At 33.3% G+C, this 18,060-nt stretch carries 19 protein-coding genes; 11 read left to right on the forward strand and 8 right to left on the reverse strand.

The window, feature by feature from the left end; all coding sequences use genetic code 11:
* Nucleotides 1-64: 64 nt before the first annotated feature.
* Nucleotides 65-2,791, reverse strand: coding sequence for an ATP-binding protein (locus tag KORDIASMS9_RS19695; protein ID WP_162820072.1), 2,727 nt, complete (start codon nucleotides 2,789-2,791; stop codon nucleotides 65-67).
* 416 nt (nucleotides 2,792-3,207) lie between these two features.
* Between KORDIASMS9_RS19695 and KORDIASMS9_RS19700 the strand changes: the two genes are divergently transcribed.
* A complete protein-coding gene (locus KORDIASMS9_RS19700) occupies nucleotides 3,208-4,041 on the forward strand; it encodes a hypothetical protein (RefSeq protein WP_162820073.1) in 834 nt (277 codons plus the stop codon).
* Nucleotides 4,042-4,066: 25 nt separating this feature from the next.
* Nucleotides 4,067-4,750 (forward strand): hypothetical protein, encoded by a 684-nt coding sequence (locus KORDIASMS9_RS19705; protein WP_114904499.1) that lies wholly within the window; start codon nucleotides 4,067-4,069, stop codon nucleotides 4,748-4,750.
* A 192-nt stretch (nucleotides 4,751-4,942) separates the two neighbouring features.
* On the opposite strand, the gene KORDIASMS9_RS19710 is transcribed toward KORDIASMS9_RS19705, so the two are convergent.
* On the reverse strand, nucleotides 4,943-5,905 hold the full coding sequence (locus KORDIASMS9_RS19710; protein ID WP_114904500.1) for a lytic transglycosylase domain-containing protein: 963 nt from the start codon (nucleotides 5,903-5,905) through the stop codon (nucleotides 4,943-4,945).
* Nucleotides 5,906-6,051: 146 nt separating this feature from the next.
* On the reverse strand, nucleotides 6,052-6,714 hold the full coding sequence (locus tag KORDIASMS9_RS19715; RefSeq protein ID WP_114904501.1) for an alpha/beta fold hydrolase: 663 nt from the start codon (nucleotides 6,712-6,714) through the stop codon (nucleotides 6,052-6,054).
* A 119-nt stretch (nucleotides 6,715-6,833) separates the two neighbouring features.
* On the opposite strand from KORDIASMS9_RS19715, the gene KORDIASMS9_RS19720 reads away from it, so the two are divergent.
* Nucleotides 6,834-7,130: a GNAT family N-acetyltransferase gene (locus KORDIASMS9_RS19720; protein WP_114904502.1), complete on the forward strand. Its 297-nt coding sequence runs from the start codon at nucleotides 6,834-6,836 to the stop codon at nucleotides 7,128-7,130.
* A 55-nt stretch (nucleotides 7,131-7,185) separates the two neighbouring features.
* Here the strand turns inward: KORDIASMS9_RS19720 and KORDIASMS9_RS19725 are convergent, their stop codons facing one another.
* Together KORDIASMS9_RS19725 and mtaB are read right to left on the reverse strand one after the other, a co-directional pair.
* The gene (locus KORDIASMS9_RS19725; RefSeq protein ID WP_162820074.1) at nucleotides 7,186-8,091 is read right to left on the reverse strand and encodes a DUF6438 domain-containing protein; all 906 of its coding nucleotides are present in this window, start codon (nucleotides 8,089-8,091) and stop codon (nucleotides 7,186-7,188) included.
* 119 nt (nucleotides 8,092-8,210) lie between these two features.
* On the reverse strand, nucleotides 8,211-9,563 hold the full coding sequence (mtaB, locus tag KORDIASMS9_RS19730) for a tRNA (N(6)-L-threonylcarbamoyladenosine(37)-C(2))-methylthiotransferase MtaB (protein ID WP_114904504.1): 1,353 nt from the start codon (nucleotides 9,561-9,563) through the stop codon (nucleotides 8,211-8,213).
* Nucleotides 9,564-9,669: 106 nt separating this feature from the next.
* Between mtaB and KORDIASMS9_RS19735 the strand changes: the two genes are divergently transcribed.
* The 5 genes from KORDIASMS9_RS19735 (at nucleotide 9,670) to KORDIASMS9_RS19755 (ending at nucleotide 13,956) form a co-directional block, all read left to right on the forward strand.
* On the forward strand, nucleotides 9,670-11,301 hold the full coding sequence (locus tag KORDIASMS9_RS19735) for an ABC transporter substrate-binding protein (protein ID WP_240321089.1): 1,632 nt from the start codon (nucleotides 9,670-9,672) through the stop codon (nucleotides 11,299-11,301).
* A gap of 159 nt (nucleotides 11,302-11,460) precedes the next feature.
* Nucleotides 11,461-11,727 (forward strand): hypothetical protein, encoded by a 267-nt coding sequence (locus KORDIASMS9_RS19740; RefSeq protein ID WP_114904505.1) that lies wholly within the window; start codon nucleotides 11,461-11,463, stop codon nucleotides 11,725-11,727.
* A 70-nt stretch (nucleotides 11,728-11,797) separates the two neighbouring features.
* Entirely contained in the window at nucleotides 11,798-13,255 is a 1,458-nt protein-coding gene (locus KORDIASMS9_RS19745) for a TlpA disulfide reductase family protein (protein WP_114904506.1), read from the forward strand.
* Between the two features lie 116 nt (nucleotides 13,256-13,371).
* On the forward strand, nucleotides 13,372-13,647 hold the full coding sequence (locus KORDIASMS9_RS19750) for a hypothetical protein (protein ID WP_114904507.1): 276 nt from the start codon (nucleotides 13,372-13,374) through the stop codon (nucleotides 13,645-13,647).
* 6 nt (nucleotides 13,648-13,653) lie between these two features.
* Nucleotides 13,654-13,956: a hypothetical protein gene (locus tag KORDIASMS9_RS19755; protein ID WP_114904508.1), complete on the forward strand. Its 303-nt coding sequence runs from the start codon at nucleotides 13,654-13,656 to the stop codon at nucleotides 13,954-13,956.
* A gap of 59 nt (nucleotides 13,957-14,015) precedes the next feature.
* Here KORDIASMS9_RS19755 and KORDIASMS9_RS19760 read toward each other — a convergent pair whose 3' ends face one another.
* From KORDIASMS9_RS19760 to KORDIASMS9_RS19770, 3 genes are all read right to left on the reverse strand, one after another.
* A complete protein-coding gene (locus KORDIASMS9_RS19760; protein ID WP_114904509.1) occupies nucleotides 14,016-14,384 on the reverse strand; it encodes a hypothetical protein in 369 nt (122 codons plus the stop codon).
* Nucleotides 14,385-14,395: 11 nt separating this feature from the next.
* Complete coding sequence (locus KORDIASMS9_RS19765; protein ID WP_114904510.1) at nucleotides 14,396-15,571, reverse strand: GlmU family protein; 1,176 nt, start codon at nucleotides 15,569-15,571, stop codon at nucleotides 14,396-14,398.
* 123 nt (nucleotides 15,572-15,694) lie between these two features.
* A complete protein-coding gene (locus tag KORDIASMS9_RS19770; protein ID WP_114904511.1) occupies nucleotides 15,695-15,946 on the reverse strand; it encodes a type B 50S ribosomal protein L31 in 252 nt (83 codons plus the stop codon).
* 143 nt (nucleotides 15,947-16,089) lie between these two features.
* On the opposite strand from KORDIASMS9_RS19770, the gene KORDIASMS9_RS19775 reads away from it, so the two are divergent.
* The 3 genes from KORDIASMS9_RS19775 to KORDIASMS9_RS19785 all read left to right on the forward strand — a co-directional run bounded on the left by KORDIASMS9_RS19775 (nucleotide 16,090) and on the right by KORDIASMS9_RS19785 (nucleotide 17,955).
* The gene (locus KORDIASMS9_RS19775; RefSeq protein WP_114904512.1) at nucleotides 16,090-16,602 is read left to right on the forward strand and encodes a DUF4199 domain-containing protein; all 513 of its coding nucleotides are present in this window, start codon (nucleotides 16,090-16,092) and stop codon (nucleotides 16,600-16,602) included.
* Nucleotides 16,599-17,555 (forward strand): glycosyltransferase family 2 protein, encoded by a 957-nt coding sequence (locus tag KORDIASMS9_RS19780; protein ID WP_114904513.1) that lies wholly within the window; start codon nucleotides 16,599-16,601, stop codon nucleotides 17,553-17,555. Before KORDIASMS9_RS19775 ends, KORDIASMS9_RS19780 begins: the two co-directional genes overlap by 4 nt.
* 88 nt (nucleotides 17,556-17,643) lie before the next feature.
* Nucleotides 17,644-17,955 (forward strand): hypothetical protein, encoded by a 312-nt coding sequence (locus KORDIASMS9_RS19785; RefSeq protein ID WP_162820075.1) that lies wholly within the window; start codon nucleotides 17,644-17,646, stop codon nucleotides 17,953-17,955.
* Nucleotides 17,956-18,060: the final 105 nt, after the last annotated feature.

The raw sequence follows: 18,060 nt of genomic DNA on the forward strand, positions 1-18,060 counted from the left end.
TCTCCCAAAGAGCCTTAACACAACTCGTTGGGAGATTTGTTTTTTTGCCTTAAACTAAAAAAAGTTAAGAAGCTCTCTTTTGAATTTTACACTTTTTAATCAATTCGCTAGGTTTGAGTCCAAAACGCTTTACAAAGACTTTGTTGAAGTATGATCTACTGTTTAATCCGACAGCATATAAAATTTCACTAATATTTTCGTAATTATTATTAACAATCAAGTCATAGGCTTTTCGCAAACGAACTTCTAAAATGATTTGTACAGATTTCATTCCTGTTTTTTCTTGAACAATTTGTCGAAACTGTTTATATGAATAGCCACAAGAAGCCGCTAAATCTTGAATGGTAAAGTCACTGTTACTCATATTTTTTTGGATGACTGTATTTATTTTTTCCATAAAGTCGGCATACGCACCATTGTATTCAATCTTTTCATCATCTGTACTTTGCAATTGTTGTCTGTAAATGTTTGTATCTAAATGATAATTTATTCTTGTGATGAGTTCAATGGCTTTAAATGGCTTTGTGAGATAATCATTAATACCAAGTGCTGCTTTATTATTTTCTAAATATTCTTCTGCGGAAGCGGTCATTACCAAAAACGGAACCGTTTCATAGCCATCTACTTTATCTAACGCTGATTTTAATTCACATCCGTCCAAAACTGGCATTCCTAAGTCGGTCAAAACAATATCATACTTTGTTTTTAGTGCAAATGATACCGCTTGTTTTCCATCAAAAGCAAAGGTACAGTTGAGAGTTGGAGACAATAATTCTTTCAAATAACCAATCATTTCAATATTATCATCAACTATTAATATTTTGGGGAGATTTGTAATGGCGGACGATTCCACTACAGTTTCATTACAAATATTGACATAATCCGTACTTTTTTCTTCAGTGTATAGTGCATGATTTTGAATGGCTAAAGGCAGTTGTATGGTAAAAATACTTCCGACATTTTTTTCACTATCCAATGTGATTGTTCCGTTTAGTTTTTTGACCAATTCATACACTAAGGATAAACCAATTCCAAATCCGCCGTTGGAAAGATTATTTTTGGTTTGATAAAAACGATCAAAGATGAGTTTTTGTTCTTCTTTATCAATTCCGATACCTTCATCTTTAACGAACACAGTTAAACCTTTTTTATTGATAAAAGTATGCACGTAAATTCCCTTTCCTGGATTGGTAAACTTTAAAGCATTTGACAAAATGTTGTTTAGTATTTTTTTCAAATCTTCGTAATAAAAATCTAGTACTTGGTCTAGTTTGATGTTGGATTTGTAATAAATAGCCACATTTTTAATTTCAGAAACTCCTTGAAACGCATAGATACTTTCTCTTAAAAAACCTTCCATTTTTTCAGTAGTACACTTATGCACTAACGGACTTCTATCTAATTTTAAAAGTGTTAATGAATTATTCAGCATCTCTATAATTTGTTCATTATTTCGAATGGTCAAATCTGAATATTTTACAATTTTTGAATAATCCATTGTATTGTTAGATATCATACGCAAGTAGCCCGTTATAATGGTAATAGGCGTTCGGATTTCGTGTGATAAATTTTCAATAAAGTCAGTTTTGATTTCGGCAACTTCCTTCATTTTCTCGTTTTCATATTGCAATTTTAATCGTTTCTTTTTACGGTTTTGAAGAATAAAAAAGAAGATGAGGATAAATATTGTCGCAGAAACAAAAAAGGTGGAAAAAATGTAGAATTGCTTTTTTTGTTTCATTACCAAAGCACTCATCTCGGTTTTGGCTTTTAATTCTCTTATTTTTTTGTCGTGATGTAGTTTAAAGTTTAAAATAGAAGCATTGAGATTTAGGTTGAAATTTTTTACTGAATTCCGTACTTCGTGATAGTTGGCTAAAGACTGAAACGCTTTGTTAAAATTTCCAAGTACCTCATTGGCTAAGTATTCTACTTTGTAAAGTTTTATCATATCAAACTGCTCTACGTATTGCAAAGCATTGCTTGTTTTTGCCTTGTTAACATACATTAATGCCTTTTGATATTGTTTCAATTTTAATTCCATCATTGCCAAATAGATGTATTTGATAGCTGTATCTTCGGGCTGTTCTTCATTTTTGATGCTGTACACTTTTTCCATGTAAACACGAGCGGAATCGATATTATCTGCTTTAATATAGCGTCTTTTCAACACTCGATAATACGTTTGCAATACCTTTTTATCCTGTATAAAGTTTTGAATATCTAAAGATTTTAGCAACCTGATAGCTTCCGCATTATTACCTGTAAAAGCTTTATATTGTGCGTTATTGATGTAAATTTGAGCTTGTAAAGTCTTAGGTATTTGTTGATGCACATAGTGATTCATCAGTATAGAATCAACTTCTTTTGACAATTCGAAATTTCTAATTTTTTTATATTGTTCAGCGAGTTTTAAATAGGTATCTACTTTCTTGTCCACCGCATTTGCTTCTTCAAAATATGCCAACGCAGTATGTAACAAACGAATAGATTCAAAATACTTTTTTTCAAATATTTTTTTATCGGCAATATACAACTCTGCATCGCCCAACATCTCAATATCAGTAGTTCTATTTTTAATTTTAGCACAATAAACAGCAACTGAGTCATATTGCTTTTGCTCATTGTAGACGTCTATCAAAAGTAATACTGTTTTTGTGTACAACTCTAAAGATGGCGTACAACTGTTTTGAGTATTTTCTTTTTTATTTTCAAAGGAACTCAATATACTTTGAGCTTTTGTAAAAGCACTTTCAAAAGCTTTTTCAGATATATCCTCTGAAATTTTCACATAATTTTCTTCGAAGTATTGTAAACATTCCGGGGTAGGCTTAGGCTTCGTATTTGGGTATAAAAAGCTGATTGCCAAAAGACAAATAAGTAGGTAGGTTTTTTTCATGCAAACAATTAACAAATTTTTAAGAAATATTAATTATGGTTTTTCCTTCAAATAAGGTAAGGTTTTAAAAAAGATTATGAAGGTTAAAAAATGAGCAACTCTTACAATAAAAAAATCAATAATTGTCAGAAATGAGACAATCATACAAACAAATTATAGCAACATTTGTAGTGTTGATTTTAATAGTTACGATTAGATGCGCGCAAAAAATATTATCTAATCATTAATATTTTAAAATTCAACAAAAAGTAAAATACTACCTATATATTTTACAATCAATAATTATTAACCAATAAAAAATTTTAATTATGAAACAACCATTTTTTAAACAAGTGTTTAAATTAAGAGTTATGGCTTCCGTTACAGTGCTACTAGGAGTAACTTTCCTATTGCATGCATGTAGCGACGATAACATTGAAAATCCAAACACCGATGCTACCGAAAGTATTGAAGTAGGTAATGAAAACTCCATGAAACTAATGGTCGATGGACAATTTGAAAAAAACCTAAAAAGCATGAATGATGTTGAAGACGGAGCTTATGCTTATGTCATAGTAAATAGTAAAACTGCAAACACTATTAGAGCATATACTACTGAAGAACATTTTAAAAGGGATGCTCAATACAATGAACTTACTTCAAAAATGACAAAAAAGGCTACAATACTACCAGACTTTAATATGAATGAGATTTTAGCTGAAGAAAGAGTTGAAAGAAGTAAAGGTAAAGTTCCTGCTGTCAATGGCAAAGCTGTTCATCCAGATACAAACTTCGATCACGTTGCTGAACACCCTTGGCCAGATCATGTTGATTTAGTAGGACATTTTGAAATTGATGGCTCTAGTTATGATACTCATTATTCTATTGAATTAGTAACGGATTTGAATTTATATAATGGTTCATATCACTATCATTATGACGATCTTGAATTTGTAGGTATTGCTTCTTACAATGGACGTTTAAAGTATTGCTTACAATATGCAGATCATTCAATCATACAAAATCCTAATCCTAATACGTCATACGTTTTCTTATATACTGGAACTAATAGAACTGGAACACAATATTTTTTCTCTATTGCTAAATATGACTATGTTGATATTCCTAACCGTGTTTACAACACAATTTCTCTATATAACTAATTAATAACTTTTAAAATTTAGAAAAATGAAAATATTAAAACAAATAACATTAGCATTGGTGCTATTGGTATCATTCAACACTTATGCAACAACAGCTTGTATTGAAGATACAGAAAAGATCAAAGAGGAGTTAATTGCAAAAATGGGAGAAGATGAAATTATTGCATCGGTTTATACAAATATAGCCTCTCTAACAATGATTGAATCTTTAAAAAAAGAATACAACCTTACCGGTAAGGAATATGAGATTGATTATGAAAAATTTAATAAAGGATTAAAAACTGATTTAAAAATCATCGAATCTAAATATCCTGAATTTTACAATTTAAGTGAAGAAGATAAAAAAGATGTACTAGAAAAATCAGGAAAATCTACTACTAGAACTAAAAAGCTTCAGGATACAATGAAATGTATTATTATTGCTACTGCTGGAATAGCAGGTGCTTGTGGAACTGCGTTGGGTCTTTGGGCTCTTAAAAAGTACGGTGCTTGTATGGTAGCAGGAGGATCTTTTATCATTGCGGAGGAAATCCTTTCTGGTGGTAGTGCAACAGGTTTAATCCCTGAAGAAATTTCGGGTGTAAATACCGTATGTTTACGTTTTGCATTACGCCTAGATAGACAGGCAGCACAAACTTTAGCTACTTGTGTGATTGTTACATTAGTCGGAGAAATTTTTGCCTGTGGTACAACATATCTTTTAGCTTAATTGCTAACTAAATAAAAGAATTTATAAATTCTTAAATTAAGTAAAATTACCTTAGTTACGTTTTTAAGTTTTTTCAAAAAAAATCTCCCAAAGAACTCAACACATTCTTTGGGAGATTTTATTTTTTATGAGATTATAGATTCTGAATCACACTTCGATACACTCAACGTAAAAGTTCAGAATGACGATCATTTATTTCGTCGGATAATATCCTTTTTCAGGAATCGCAATTTTATATAACTTTTTTGATTTGTTATTCAACTTGTTTTCGCGCAACCACGGATTGTGAATTTTTAAGATTTTATAGTTGATACCGAATTTCTTCGCAAAACTTGCAAAATTTGTTACCACACTATCTACTTCCACTTTGTAGGTTGGAATGTAGGTGTATAAATGCTTTTCATCAAAGTTGAAACCGTATTTTTTAGCATTGGTAAAGATTTCTTTGATCGCAATGACTCTAAATAAGTAACGTCCTGTTTCTTGCCCTAGTAATAAATCGTAATACGAATCCACTTGTTGGTCTTCCATACGACGCGCAACTCCGGCATTTCCTGCATTGTATGCTGCTGCGGCAGAAGTCCAATTGCCAAAACGTTGTTTAGCATCTAGCAAATATTTACACGCCACACGTGTTGCTTTTTCCAAATGATAACGTTCGTCTACGTTTTTATTAATTTCTAACCCGTTTTCGCGTCCTGTGGTTTTCATAATTTGCCAAAAACCTCTTGCGCCTGCTGGAGAGGTGACATTTTGCAATCCACTTTCAATGACAGCTAAGTATTTAAAATCGTCTGGAACGCCATATTCTTTTAAAATCGGTTCAATAATCGGAAAGTATTTGTTGGCACGCTTGAATAATAGCAAACCATTAGATTGCCAATAGGTATTAACCAACAATTCTCTGTCCATACGTTCTTTAATGTCTGGCAATTGCAACGGCACTTTTTCGCCTGCAAATTCTAAGGTTTCTGGAACTTCCAACGCATATATATTGTAATCGTTGACATCATTCACAACTGATTTCGCAGAAGGTTTCGTTATTTTTGACTCGTTTTCTGTGGTAAAAGCTGCATCTTGTGCAACAGCATTCATCAGTAAAACTCCAAGAAAAATTAATCCTAAAAAGGCAAATCCGTTTTTGAGTGTACGCATAGTAAATATGTTTTTAGTATTTCTAATCGATTTTAATAGCTATTGCTGGATTGTAAAATGGTCGGATAGGGATTACAAAAATAACAAACTGATTGGGAATCGTGCTTGTATCTGTGTAATTAATTGTTAAAATAAAAAAAGTTTTGCTATTCTGTGATCAATTTTGGTAAATTTTCATTGAACCATTTGAATTTATTTAGAATCATAATATGTGTGCCTCCTTTGATAGGAATACAATCTGAAATATGCTGTATAGGAAAGACCAAATCTTTATCGCCGTGAATGTGAATGGTATTGGGCAACGGTTCTTCTTGATTCCAATTGACAATTTGGGCAATAGACCAATCTAAATAATCCTTATCACGAACCGATAAGTATTCTTCATATAAATCCAATCGCTTGGTTGCCAAATCGCCAAAAGCAAATTTTCGTAAGACCTCCATATTGTTTACCAAGCTCGTAGGCAAGAGTTTATAGGCTTTTGTGGCACGTGCAAATTTCATTCTGCGCGGTAATTCGTGCTTGCTTTTTACACTTGAAATCACAAAAATTTTTTTGACATTGAGATACTGTGCCATTTCTTGCACCAAAATTCCGCCAAAGGAAACACCGACTAAAACAATATTATCATGCTTCACATTTGCTGCCATTCGCGATGCATACTGTGACAACGTCTCGTCTTTTTCAGGTAAAAACCAAGCTAAATAATGAACGTCAAACTGGTCTTCTGGAAGTTTAATATACTTGAAAATTGTAGGGTTAGCAGCCATCCCTGGCATAAAATAAACGTGTATTTTACTTACTTTCATACAGATAGTGACGTTAAAAACTCGGAAATCTACTCTAAATTTCTTATCTTTGCAACGTTAAAACAACATTTCTTCTAAATATACCACTTTTTTAAGGATTAATTTAAAATTAAACTGCTATGGATAATGCATTAGTTATCAATGATAACGAATTTTTACGTCAATTTGAACACAAGACAGATCACGGAATGGCAAAGATCGAGTATTCATTACAAGAGCGTAAAATATTTTTAACAAAATTAATCGTTCCCGAAGAGCTGGATGATGTAGATTTTAAAAATACATTTATTAAAACAGTTCTCGACAGTATTCAAGAACGAAACTTGAGAGTTGTACCAACTAGTCCAAGAATCGCTAGTTTTTTACGAAAACACAAAGAGTATAAAGATTTACTGCCAGTTGGCGTTCGCATCTAAAAAAATTAAAGGGAACTTTTCGGTTCCCTTTTTTTTATAGTATTATGTTATTTTACTATTTTTTTTTCAATTGCTCCAACGCTGATTTCGCTTGTGTTTCTACTTTTTCCAACAGCGTTTGTAATTCTTTTGGCGCGTTGTATTTGTAACGAATGTGAATCTTTTTTCCTTTATACGTCAAATACGTATTTTGAATGTCCATAATTTTTGGATCGTCATATTTGTCTTGAAAACTCATAAAGTTCGATTGCTCAAAATCATTGAAAAGTGACTTCACTTTACTTGGCGCTAGTTTTACAGCATGTTTTCCCTGTACTTGTGCATTGAATTTTCCTGTGTACACAACCGTTCCGTCTTCATAAAATTGCATAGTAAACTCTTCACAAGTTCCTTTGCAGGGCGATTTATACAATTCGATAAAATCTCCTTTTGGAACTACCATTTCCGGAGTTTCTTCTACTTTATTTGGATTTTCAAACATGCCAACATTGGTCGTTTCTTCCGTAGGTATTTTTTCTTTTCCCATAAATTTTTCGCTAGTATTCGTTGCCTTCATTTCCTTTGGTGATAATACTTTCTGGCGCTTGAATGTAATTTTGACATCATCAGAAGAAAGGATTGCTTCATCTTTCGTTAACTTAATGGTAGAAACTTTATACAACGCTGCTACCACTGCTTTTGAAAATTCTGAATCGCAACACATTTCAGTACAAGCCAATCCTTGAAGTTTAATGTTACTTTTCCCTGTGATGCTGTAGGTACCGAAACAATTATTTACATCTAACTTTAATGAAAATTCAGTATCGCTATTTACCTTTAAAATAATGGCATCCGTAACTTTTACAGTAGTTCCGCTATTTTTCAATTCAACGACTTTCCAGGAGCTTCCCACAAATTCTTTGGTAGAAGCGTCGCAGCTAATTAAAGCAAGGACTATTATAGAGAGTAGTGTTGTTTTCATCTGTTTCATTTTACGAGTTAAATATAAGCATAACTCCGTTTACACAGTCATAATTGCATGAATCATACCAATCTTCCGATAAAATTCGGGATATTTCGATAAAAAGAATGAGAATTTAGTTAACTAAACGCCACCGTTTCGTCTACAAAGTCGAAACGTACCATGCCGTCATCGTCAATTTTAGTTAGCGTAATTTCGTGAAGTGTATTGACCAATTCCGGATTCCACGGTGCTTTTACTTTTACGTAGTTTTCGGTAAACCCGTGAATGTATCCTTCTTTATTTTCACCTTCAAATAAAACAGTTTTTGTATTCCCAATTTGACTTTCATAAAACGCTCTACGCTTTTTTACAGACAAACCGCGCAACATTTTACTGCGTTTTTTACGCACATTTTGCGGCACCACATTGTCCATTTCGGCAGCGACTGTATTTTCGCGTTCGGAATAGGTAAACACATGTAAATACGAAATATTCAATTCAGTTAAAAAGTTGTAGGTTTCTAAGAAAATTTCGTCGGTTTCGCCTGGAAATCCCACAATAACATCCACGCCAATACAGGCATCTGGCATGGTTTCTTTTATTTGCGTCACGCGATCTACATACAATTCACGCATGTATCTGCGACGCATCAAACGTAACAACGTATTGCTTCCACTCTGTAAGGGAATGTGAAAATGTGGTACAAAAGTATTGCTTTTTGACACGAAATCAATCGTTTCGTTCTTCAACAAATTCGGTTCAATTGAGGAAATTCGCAAACGCTCAATGCCTTCCACTTTATCTAATTCTTGTACGAGTTCTAAAAAAGTATGTTCGTGTTTTTTATTGCCAAATTCACCTTTTCCATAATCGCCAATATTCACGCCTGTTAGCACGATTTCTTTAATATCTTGTTCCGAAATCTCTTTGGCATTTTTCAATACATTTTCCAAGGTGTCACTTCGAGAAATTCCTCTGGCAAGCGGAATGGTACAATAAGTACATTTATAATCACAACCATCTTGCACTTTCAAAAAAGCACGTGTACGATCGCCAATGGAATAACTTCCTACATAAAAATCAGCTTCTTCAATTTCGCAGGAATGTACTTCTCCAATCCCTCGACTCCGCTCGGGACGACTCAACAAATCATTAATATAATCAGTGAGCTTGAACTTTTCCGTCGCGCCCAATACCAAATCCACACCATCAACTGCTGCCAATTCTTCAGGTTTCAATTGCGCATAACATCCAACTGCTGCCACAAACGCATCCGGATTTACCTTTTGTGCCTGTTTTACGATGGTTTTAAAGCGTTTATCCGCATTTTCCGTCACGCTACACGTATTAATCACATACATATCTGCGTGTTCGGAAAAATCTACCTTGTCATAACCTTCTTCTTGAAAGTTTCGTGCAATCGTAGAAGTTTCTGAAAAATTCAGTTTGCAACCTAGCGTGTAAAAAGCAACTTTTTTTCTATCGTTCATTCCTATACTTTTCTACCAAAACGGTAGCTATTTCTATTTTTTATTATGTACTTTTAAGCCTTAAAAAGATTCGCAAAAGCCCGCAAATTTACAATTAATTCAGAATATGATAAAATTAACGATGCAACATTTTCAGTTGATACTCAAGCAGCTATCAATTCTTTGTTTATTGTTGATTGTGGTTTCGTGTCAACAACAAAATTCACAAGACAGAGATCATTTAGTTTTCCGCTATAATGAGCATGCTAATATTACGTCTTTAGATCCTGCTTTTGCCAAAGATCAGCGCAATATTTGGGCAGTACATCAACTGTTTAATGGTTTGGTGGAAATGGACACTGATTTGAACGTGATTCCTGCCATTGCCAGCTCTTGGAAAATTTCAGAAGATGCGTTAACGTATGTGTTCACTTTGCGTGAAGATGTACAGTTTCACAAGCATCATTTGTTTGGGAAAGATAGTACACGTACTGTAACTGCGTTTGATTTTGAATATAGTTTTGGACGAATTTTAGATGATAAATTAGCGTCGAGCGGACGTTGGATTTTCAAGAGTGTTGAAAGCTTTAAAGCACTTGATGCGACAACGTTTAAAATTCAACTAAAACAGCCTTTTCCTGCGTTTTTAAGCTTATTGACGATGAAATATTGTTCGGTAGTTCCCAAAGAAATTGTGGAGCATTATGGCAATAATTTTAGATCCAATCCAATTGGAACTGGACCTTTTCAGTTTAAAATTTGGGAAGAAAACACAAAGCTTGTCTTGCGACGAAATCCAACTTATTTTGAAAAAGATGCACAAGGAAAAAATTTACCATATTTAGAAGCGATTGCCATTACTTTTTTGCCTGATAAACAGAGTGAGTTTTTACAATTTGCACAAGGAAATATTGACTTTTTAAACTCCCTTGATCCATCGTATCAAGATGAAATTTTGAATGCCGCAGGAAAGTTACGAGAAACCTATGCTGAAAAAGTACGCATGATTTCGGGACCATATTTAAACACCGAATATTTAGGAATTTATATTGGCGATAGTACCAATGTGTCCAGTCATCATTTGTTGCGAAAAGCGATGAATTATAGCTTTGATCGCGAGAAAATGATCACATATTTGCGAAGTGGTATTGGTTCGCCCGCCAATCATGGTTTTATCCCGAAAGGATTGCCTGGTTTTGACAACATTAAAGGATTTGACTACCAACCTGAATTGGCAAAAAAGTTAGTCAAACAATACAGTAAAGAAACAGGAAATGCAGCACCTGAAGTTTCTATCACCACCAACGGACAGTATTTGAATTTCTGCGAGTACATTCAGCGAGCGCTTGAAAAAATTGGTATCAAAGCCAGCGTAAACGTAATTCCAGCTTCTACCCTACGCGAATTGCGTTCCAAAGGTGAATTGCCCATTTTTAGAGCCAGTTGGATTGCCGATTATCCTGACGCTGAAAATTATTTATCATTGTTTTACAGCAAAAATTTCACGCCAAACGGCCCAAACTACACACGTTTTAAAAATGCACAATTCGACGAATGGTACGAAACGGCATTACGTGAAACGGATGCTACCAAACGTGCTAACATCTACACAAAAATGGATTCGCTCTTAGTTTCCGAAGCGCCAATAATTCCTTTGTATTACGATCAAGTAGTACGATTTACGCGAAAAAATGTACAAGGTTTGGGAATTAATGCTTTGAATTTGTTGGAGTTGAAACGCGTTCGGAAGATGAAATAAAACTCCTAATTTCACTCGTATCTATCACAAATATAATGTATAATTTTCTATGTTTTATAGAATAAAATCTATATGAAGAAATTTTAACTTAATTTATTTGTAGTATTTAACTTTAATTTTAATTATATTTGTAAGAATTATTCTTTAAAATAGTTAATTATGCAGCTAGAAAAAATTTTAAAACTAGGAAAAACACTTAGTAAAACTGAACAACGCACTATTTTAGGTGGTACTACGGACGAATTAAACGAAGGAACTGGCACATGTGCAGCTTTTGCCCCTTGTAGAATACCTGGGAAACACGATTCTACGTGTCAAGGTGGGAAACTGATTAAAGATGTGAGTCGTGCAGAAGCAGAAGCACATGTAGTAAATGGAGGTCATTGGTGTTGTGAAGGCTGTAGCGCTGCTTCATGGTACCATTAATAATATTAAAGTTTAATTATTAATTTAAAAAGGAAATACTAAGAAAGTATATTTCCTTATTTTTACTTTTATGAAATACATTTCTTTTCTAGTTATATTTTTTCTTTTTATCAATTGTTCAGAAAATCCAACTAAAAAAATTACTAAAATAGAATCTAAAAAAAAGAATGTTGTTCTTATTTTTGGCAAACGTTCTTTTAAAAAGGATACGCTATATTTCAACAATGAACAATCATATACCCTGAAAATTAATCCAATTCTCTCCTATTTTGATAGGTATCCTTATGAACGAAAAGAAATTAAAAGCAATAATTTAAACACTAATGACACCATCGTTATTAGCACTGATGCTTCTATTTTACTAGAACATCGCTATCATTATTTTTATGCTTCTAATTATTTATTAAAAGCAGGTGATACCATTCAGTTTGATTATAAAAATGATGCTCCCTACGCACGTCTTTTGAATAATAGAAAATTAGATACAGAATTAAATTTTGAGGTCAATTATAATTTATCTAACGATATTTATGTAGATGACATTGAGTTCAGAGAGAAGCACGGTAGGTATAGAACAGACTCAGAATATAATATATATTTAGAAAGCTTGATAAGAAATCGAAATAAACAATTAGCAGTTTTAGATTCCTTACATGCAAGTGGAAATTTCCAGAAAACATATTATAATTTACAAAAAAACAAACTCAAATACAGAATCAACCTGATGTCTGATTTTTCAGATATTAATAAAGATAAAATTGAATTGCAAAACGATTCCTTGTTGATTCTTCCACTCTACAAACGTTTTTTATCTTATTATACAACGGAAACACTGAACATTCCTATTGTTAAAAGAAGAAATATTCCAATGGCTGATAAATTGATTCTCTTCGATTCTATCCAAAAAAGCAACTTATTTTCAAAGAAAATACAGCATTATTTATTGTTTTCCACACTGAAAGATATTGCAAACTATTATCCGTTGAATGATTTTAAAACATATCATAAAAAGTTTACACAAACAGTGAAAGATACCACACTTTTAGCTTTGATAAATGATACCTATGTAACCGATTTTATATCATTAAAAGGTAAAACAGATGACGTCTATTTAACCAATGCAGCTAAAGAACGAACCACACTTACGGAGATCATTAAGCAATACAAAGGAAAAGTTGTGTATGTTGACTTTTGGGCAAGTTGGTGCGCTCCATGTCGCGTTGCAATGAAACCTGCCAAAAAGTTGCGTAAAATGTATGCAGATAAAGATTTTGTGTATATTTTTATTTCCATTGATAAAGATTTCAAAAAATGGCAGAAAGCTTCTAAAGAAGAAAATCTCAAATATCTGAAAAATAATTTTTTAGCAGTCAATTATCCATCGGCAACATTTTATAGAGAGTTAGAACTTAAGTCAATTCCAAGGTATATTGTGTATGATAAAAAAGGCAATATGGTTTCACAAAATGCGCCAAGTCCAAAAGATGCTGAAATCAATGATTTCATTATAACTTTACTTTCTGAATAATCAAAAAACAAGAGCCTTTTATACTAATCAAAACTATCATACAAATTTACTTTTTGTAACATTTTTCTTCTTTAAAGTACAAATAAAGCATATGTTTCACTTAAAAGAAAGAGATTATGTTAGGATCAGGATTTGGGTTATATGCTGTAGAAGCATTCAAAAGAGATAGGAAAAGAAGAAAGCAACACACGCCTTTTAGCAATAGTTTACTGATGCGCAGCGGAAAAAAAATTAAAAACGTTTTTCCAAAAGCTACTAAACTACAATTGTTAGCAATTCGTGAGAAAATGAAAAAGCAACAGCGCAAAGATCGCGATACGTTAATACTAGCTTTTGTATTAGCAATTGTAAGTGTTTCAGGATTAGTTATTGGTTTCACATATTTAATTTAAACAATTATGTCAGGATTTTTAGCACTCGCAAATAGCATCATGCGCAACAACAAACGCAAACGCATCAATAAAATGGAACGTGTAGAACGGTATATTGGCACGAAATCATCATCAGCCGAATATAAGGAAGCATCTGATTATATGCTGCATAAAATTAAAAAAGAAGTACAGGAACAACAACAAAAGTCACGTCGCAATACCATTTTAATTTTTGTGGTTTCTGGCGTGATTCTTCTCGCTTTGTTGTATTACTTTTTGTTTCTATATAAAATCCCTGTGGAAAGTACTGGAATTTTCACCTTTGATTAATTTCTAAAATAAATATACAAACCGTTATTTTTTGGTAACGGTTTTTTTGTGCGCAACATTTAAAAAAAATCTTGGTTTGAAGCAATTTCATCTTCCGATTTGCCAATATCGTCAATTTTAGGCTTGTTTTGTTCTTCTTGAAGATACTCTTTATGCCATTTCTTTTTGAGTAATTGATAGGTTCCCCAACAACTAAGCACTGCTATTGGTAAAAAAATCAACATCAATAGAAAATCATTCATGGTTTCCAATATGTTAGCACCACTGATGATATCAAAAATTCCTAAAAATATTCCACCCAAAAATGCACCTCCGTAATACGATACAATTCCCACAATAAAATACACCCAAGGGAGTTTTTGTTTGTACTTTTTAGCCAATTCATAAAATTGCCTACCGATAATAATGATGATTACAATTTCTAACATCTGAATCTTTTTTAATCTTTACGCCACTTTTTAGAATCTTCAAATACTTGCGTTAGAATCGCCTCATCTTGCGCTGTAAATTCTATATTTCTTCTTGACATCACTACTTTTGCCACTTCAAACGCTTTTTTGGTAAGATAGGTTGTAAATCCGCTTGCGCCGCCCCAACTGTAACTTGGCACAAAGTTTCTTGGAAATCCTGAACCAAAAATATTTGCGTTTACGCCCACAACCGTTCCTGTATTAAACATCGTATTGATGCCACATTTGCTGTGATCGCCCATCATGAGTCCGCAAAATTGCAAGCCTGTTTTAGCAAAGTTTTCGGTTTCATAACTCCACAAACGCACAGGTGCATAATTATTTTTTAGGTTGGAATTGTTACTATCCGCACCAATATTGCACCATTCGCCTAAGACTGAGTTTCCTAAGAATCCGTCATGTCCTTTGTTGGAATAGCCCATTAATACAGAATTGTTGACTTCGCCCCCAACTTTACAAAATGGTCCTAGTGTCGTTGCTCCATAAATTTTAGCGGATAGTTTTAGCACAGAGTTTTCACACATCGCTAATGCACCACGCACCACGCAACCTTCCATGATTTCTGCATTTTTTCCAACGTAAATTGGTCCTGAGCTTGCATTTAACGTGCAAAAATTTAGTGTTGCGCCTTCTTCAATAAATATATTTTCTGGCGCAATGACATTCACGGTAGCCGGAATTGGCTGAGACGTTCTGTCTTTCGTAATCAACTCAAAATCAGCTTGAATGGCTTCTGCATTCTTCGAGAAAATATCCCACGTATGTTCTATGCGTAAACAATCTTCTTCATACGAAATCACGTCGTAGGTATCGAAATCAACCTCATCTTGCTGATCTGTCGTATGAAACGCTATGATTTCATCACCCGAAAAAATAGCTTGCTTTTCCGTTAAATCTTGAATCATCGCGACTAATTCCGCATTCGGTAAAAAAGAAGCATTGATCATTACATTTTCCTCCAACTCTACCATTGGGTATTTCTCAGACAAATACTCTTCTGTGATTGTTGTCGTAGTTCCGCCCAAATGTGCTTCCCACTTTTCACGAATCGTTAAAATTCCTACGCGAATATCGGCAACCGGTCGTGTATACGTAAAAGGTAACAAGGCGTTGCGTACGGTTCCATCAAAAAGAATGTAGTTCATGAGTCTTGAATTTTTGTAAATGTAAAAAAAGTGTTGCGTTTGTAAATGCGATTGTGAGTATTTTTCAAAAAAAAATGCCTTCCAGTTTCCTGAAAGACATTATACTCTGTAAGGTCAAAATTCTTATTTCTTGAATTTTGCGTATTTGTTTTTGAACTTGTCAATACGACCTGCTGTATCTACTAACTTAGACTTACCAGTGTAGTATGGATGTGACGTTCTTGAAATTTCTAATTTGTATAATGGATACTCAGCACCATCAACTTCGATAGTCTCTTTTGTATCTACTGTAGACTTGGTAAGAAATACATCATTGTTAGACATATCTTTAAAAGCTACTACTCTATAATTTTCTGGATGTATACCTTGTTTCATCTTTGTATTCTTTTATAACTTTCTCAATTTTCGAGGTGCAAATTTAATTATTATTTCTGAATGTGCAACATTAAAATAAAAATATTTTTGATAATTTGTACGCTTGAATTTCTATATTTGTGTCCTACATTAAATGTACTTTCATGTTTTCAAAAACTGTTCATTTCGGAATTACCGCTGGATTGTTAAATATTTTATTCTTTTTGCTGCAATATCGACAAAATATTCATGTAGAAGCAAATAATATTTATGTACTTGTCATGTTTTTTGTGACCTTAGTGTTAATGATCCTTGCCATTGTAAATGAAAGTAAAAAAACAGAAGTATTTAGCATTCGTACAGGATTAAAAACAGGTATTGGTGTCATTTTGCTTGGAGGCATCATGTTTTGGGTATATCAAATGATTCATGCACACTACATAGAAACAGACTTAATTGACAAGTTAGCCGATGCCATGGTTGAAGATTTAAAACTTTCAGAACAATTTTCTCCAGAAGAGGTAACCACAAAAATAGCAGAATATAAATCGAGATTCAATTTCAATTTGTTTGCAAGTGCTGTGGTAAAAAGTCTATTTACAGGATTTTTCGTTTCTTTGATTGCTTCCTTGGTGATAAAATCAGGAATTTTAAAAACCTCTAAAAACGCTGCATGAATATATCTGTAGTCATACCACTGCTTAACGAAGAAGAATCATTGCGAGAACTGCACGCTTGGATTTCCCGCGTGATGGAAGCACACAAGTTTACGTATGAGGTTCTTTTTATTGATGATGGAAGTACAGATGAATCTTGGAAGATTATTCAAGAATTATCACAAAAACATACCGAAGCAAAAGGCATCCGTTTTTTACAAAATTATGGAAAATCACAAGCGTTGCACGCAGGTTTTAAGGAAGCTGCGGGTGAAGTTGTCATTACAATGGATGCGGATTTACAAGACAGTCCCGATGAAATTCCTGAATTATACACGTTAATTACGGAGAAAAAATTCGATTTGGTTTCTGGCTGGAAAAAGAAACGCTACGATTCCGTCATCGCAAAAAATATTCCCTCCAAACTATTCAATTGGGCAGCAAGACGCACATCTGGATTGAAACTGCATGATTTTAACTGTGGTTTAAAAGCCTATAAAAATTTAGTCGTAAAGAATGTAGATGTCTACGGGGAAATGCACAGATACATTCCCGTATTGGCTAAAAATGCCGGTTTTCAACACATTGGCGAAAAAGTGGTACAACACCAAGCGCGTAAATACGGAAAAACAAAATTTGGCTACGATCGCTTTATCAATGGCTTTTTAGATTTAATCACGATTTGGTTTTTGTCTAAATTTGGAAAACGTCCCATGCACTTATTTGGCGCGTTAGGCGTGTTGATGTTTTTTATAGGATTTGCCTCGGCTGGTTACATCGGAATTATGAAATTGTACAAACTTGCCTACGGTTTAAAAGCAATTTTAGTTACCGACAATCCCTGGTTTTACATTTCGTTAGCTACCATGATAATTGGAACCCAATTCTTCCTAGCTGGTTTTTTAGGCGAAATTGTCTTGCGAAGCAAACGCGATAAAGAACGGTATAAAATTAGCGAGACAGAGAATATTTAGAGAACAACGCTCTAAGCTTTTAAATTCCTGTGAAACATACTATAGTTATTCAAAAGGAATCCAAAATATACTAGTAAATAAATTGATTATGAAAAAAATAATAGTACTAATTGCTATATTTTGCATGAGTAATTTTGCATTTAGTCAAGCATCGAGCAGTTTTTCTGCACAAGATTTGAAGCAATACTTGAATAAACAAGTAAACATTAAACTTAAAAATAACGAAAAGTTTCTAGATACCTCTTGTAGTGATGGACGTAAAAGAGTAGATTATGTTTCAAAAGTCAGCAAAAACTATATTGAAATAACATGTCCAGATAGAGGTGAATATCTTATAAAATTTACAACTCGAATTTTAATAAGTGAAATTTCAGCAATTATGTTATACGAAAAAAACTAAAAAAACTTTCTATAACCAACTATATAAGACAGCCGCTAGTCATCACTAAAACTTAGATTGAGTCCGTTATTTTGGTATATTTCCTTTATTGAATCTAGGCATAAT

Origin of the sequence: Kordia sp. SMS9, from assembly GCF_003352465.1 — a bacterium.
In the GTDB taxonomy this organism is placed as follows: domain Bacteria; phylum Bacteroidota; class Bacteroidia; order Flavobacteriales; family Flavobacteriaceae; genus Kordia.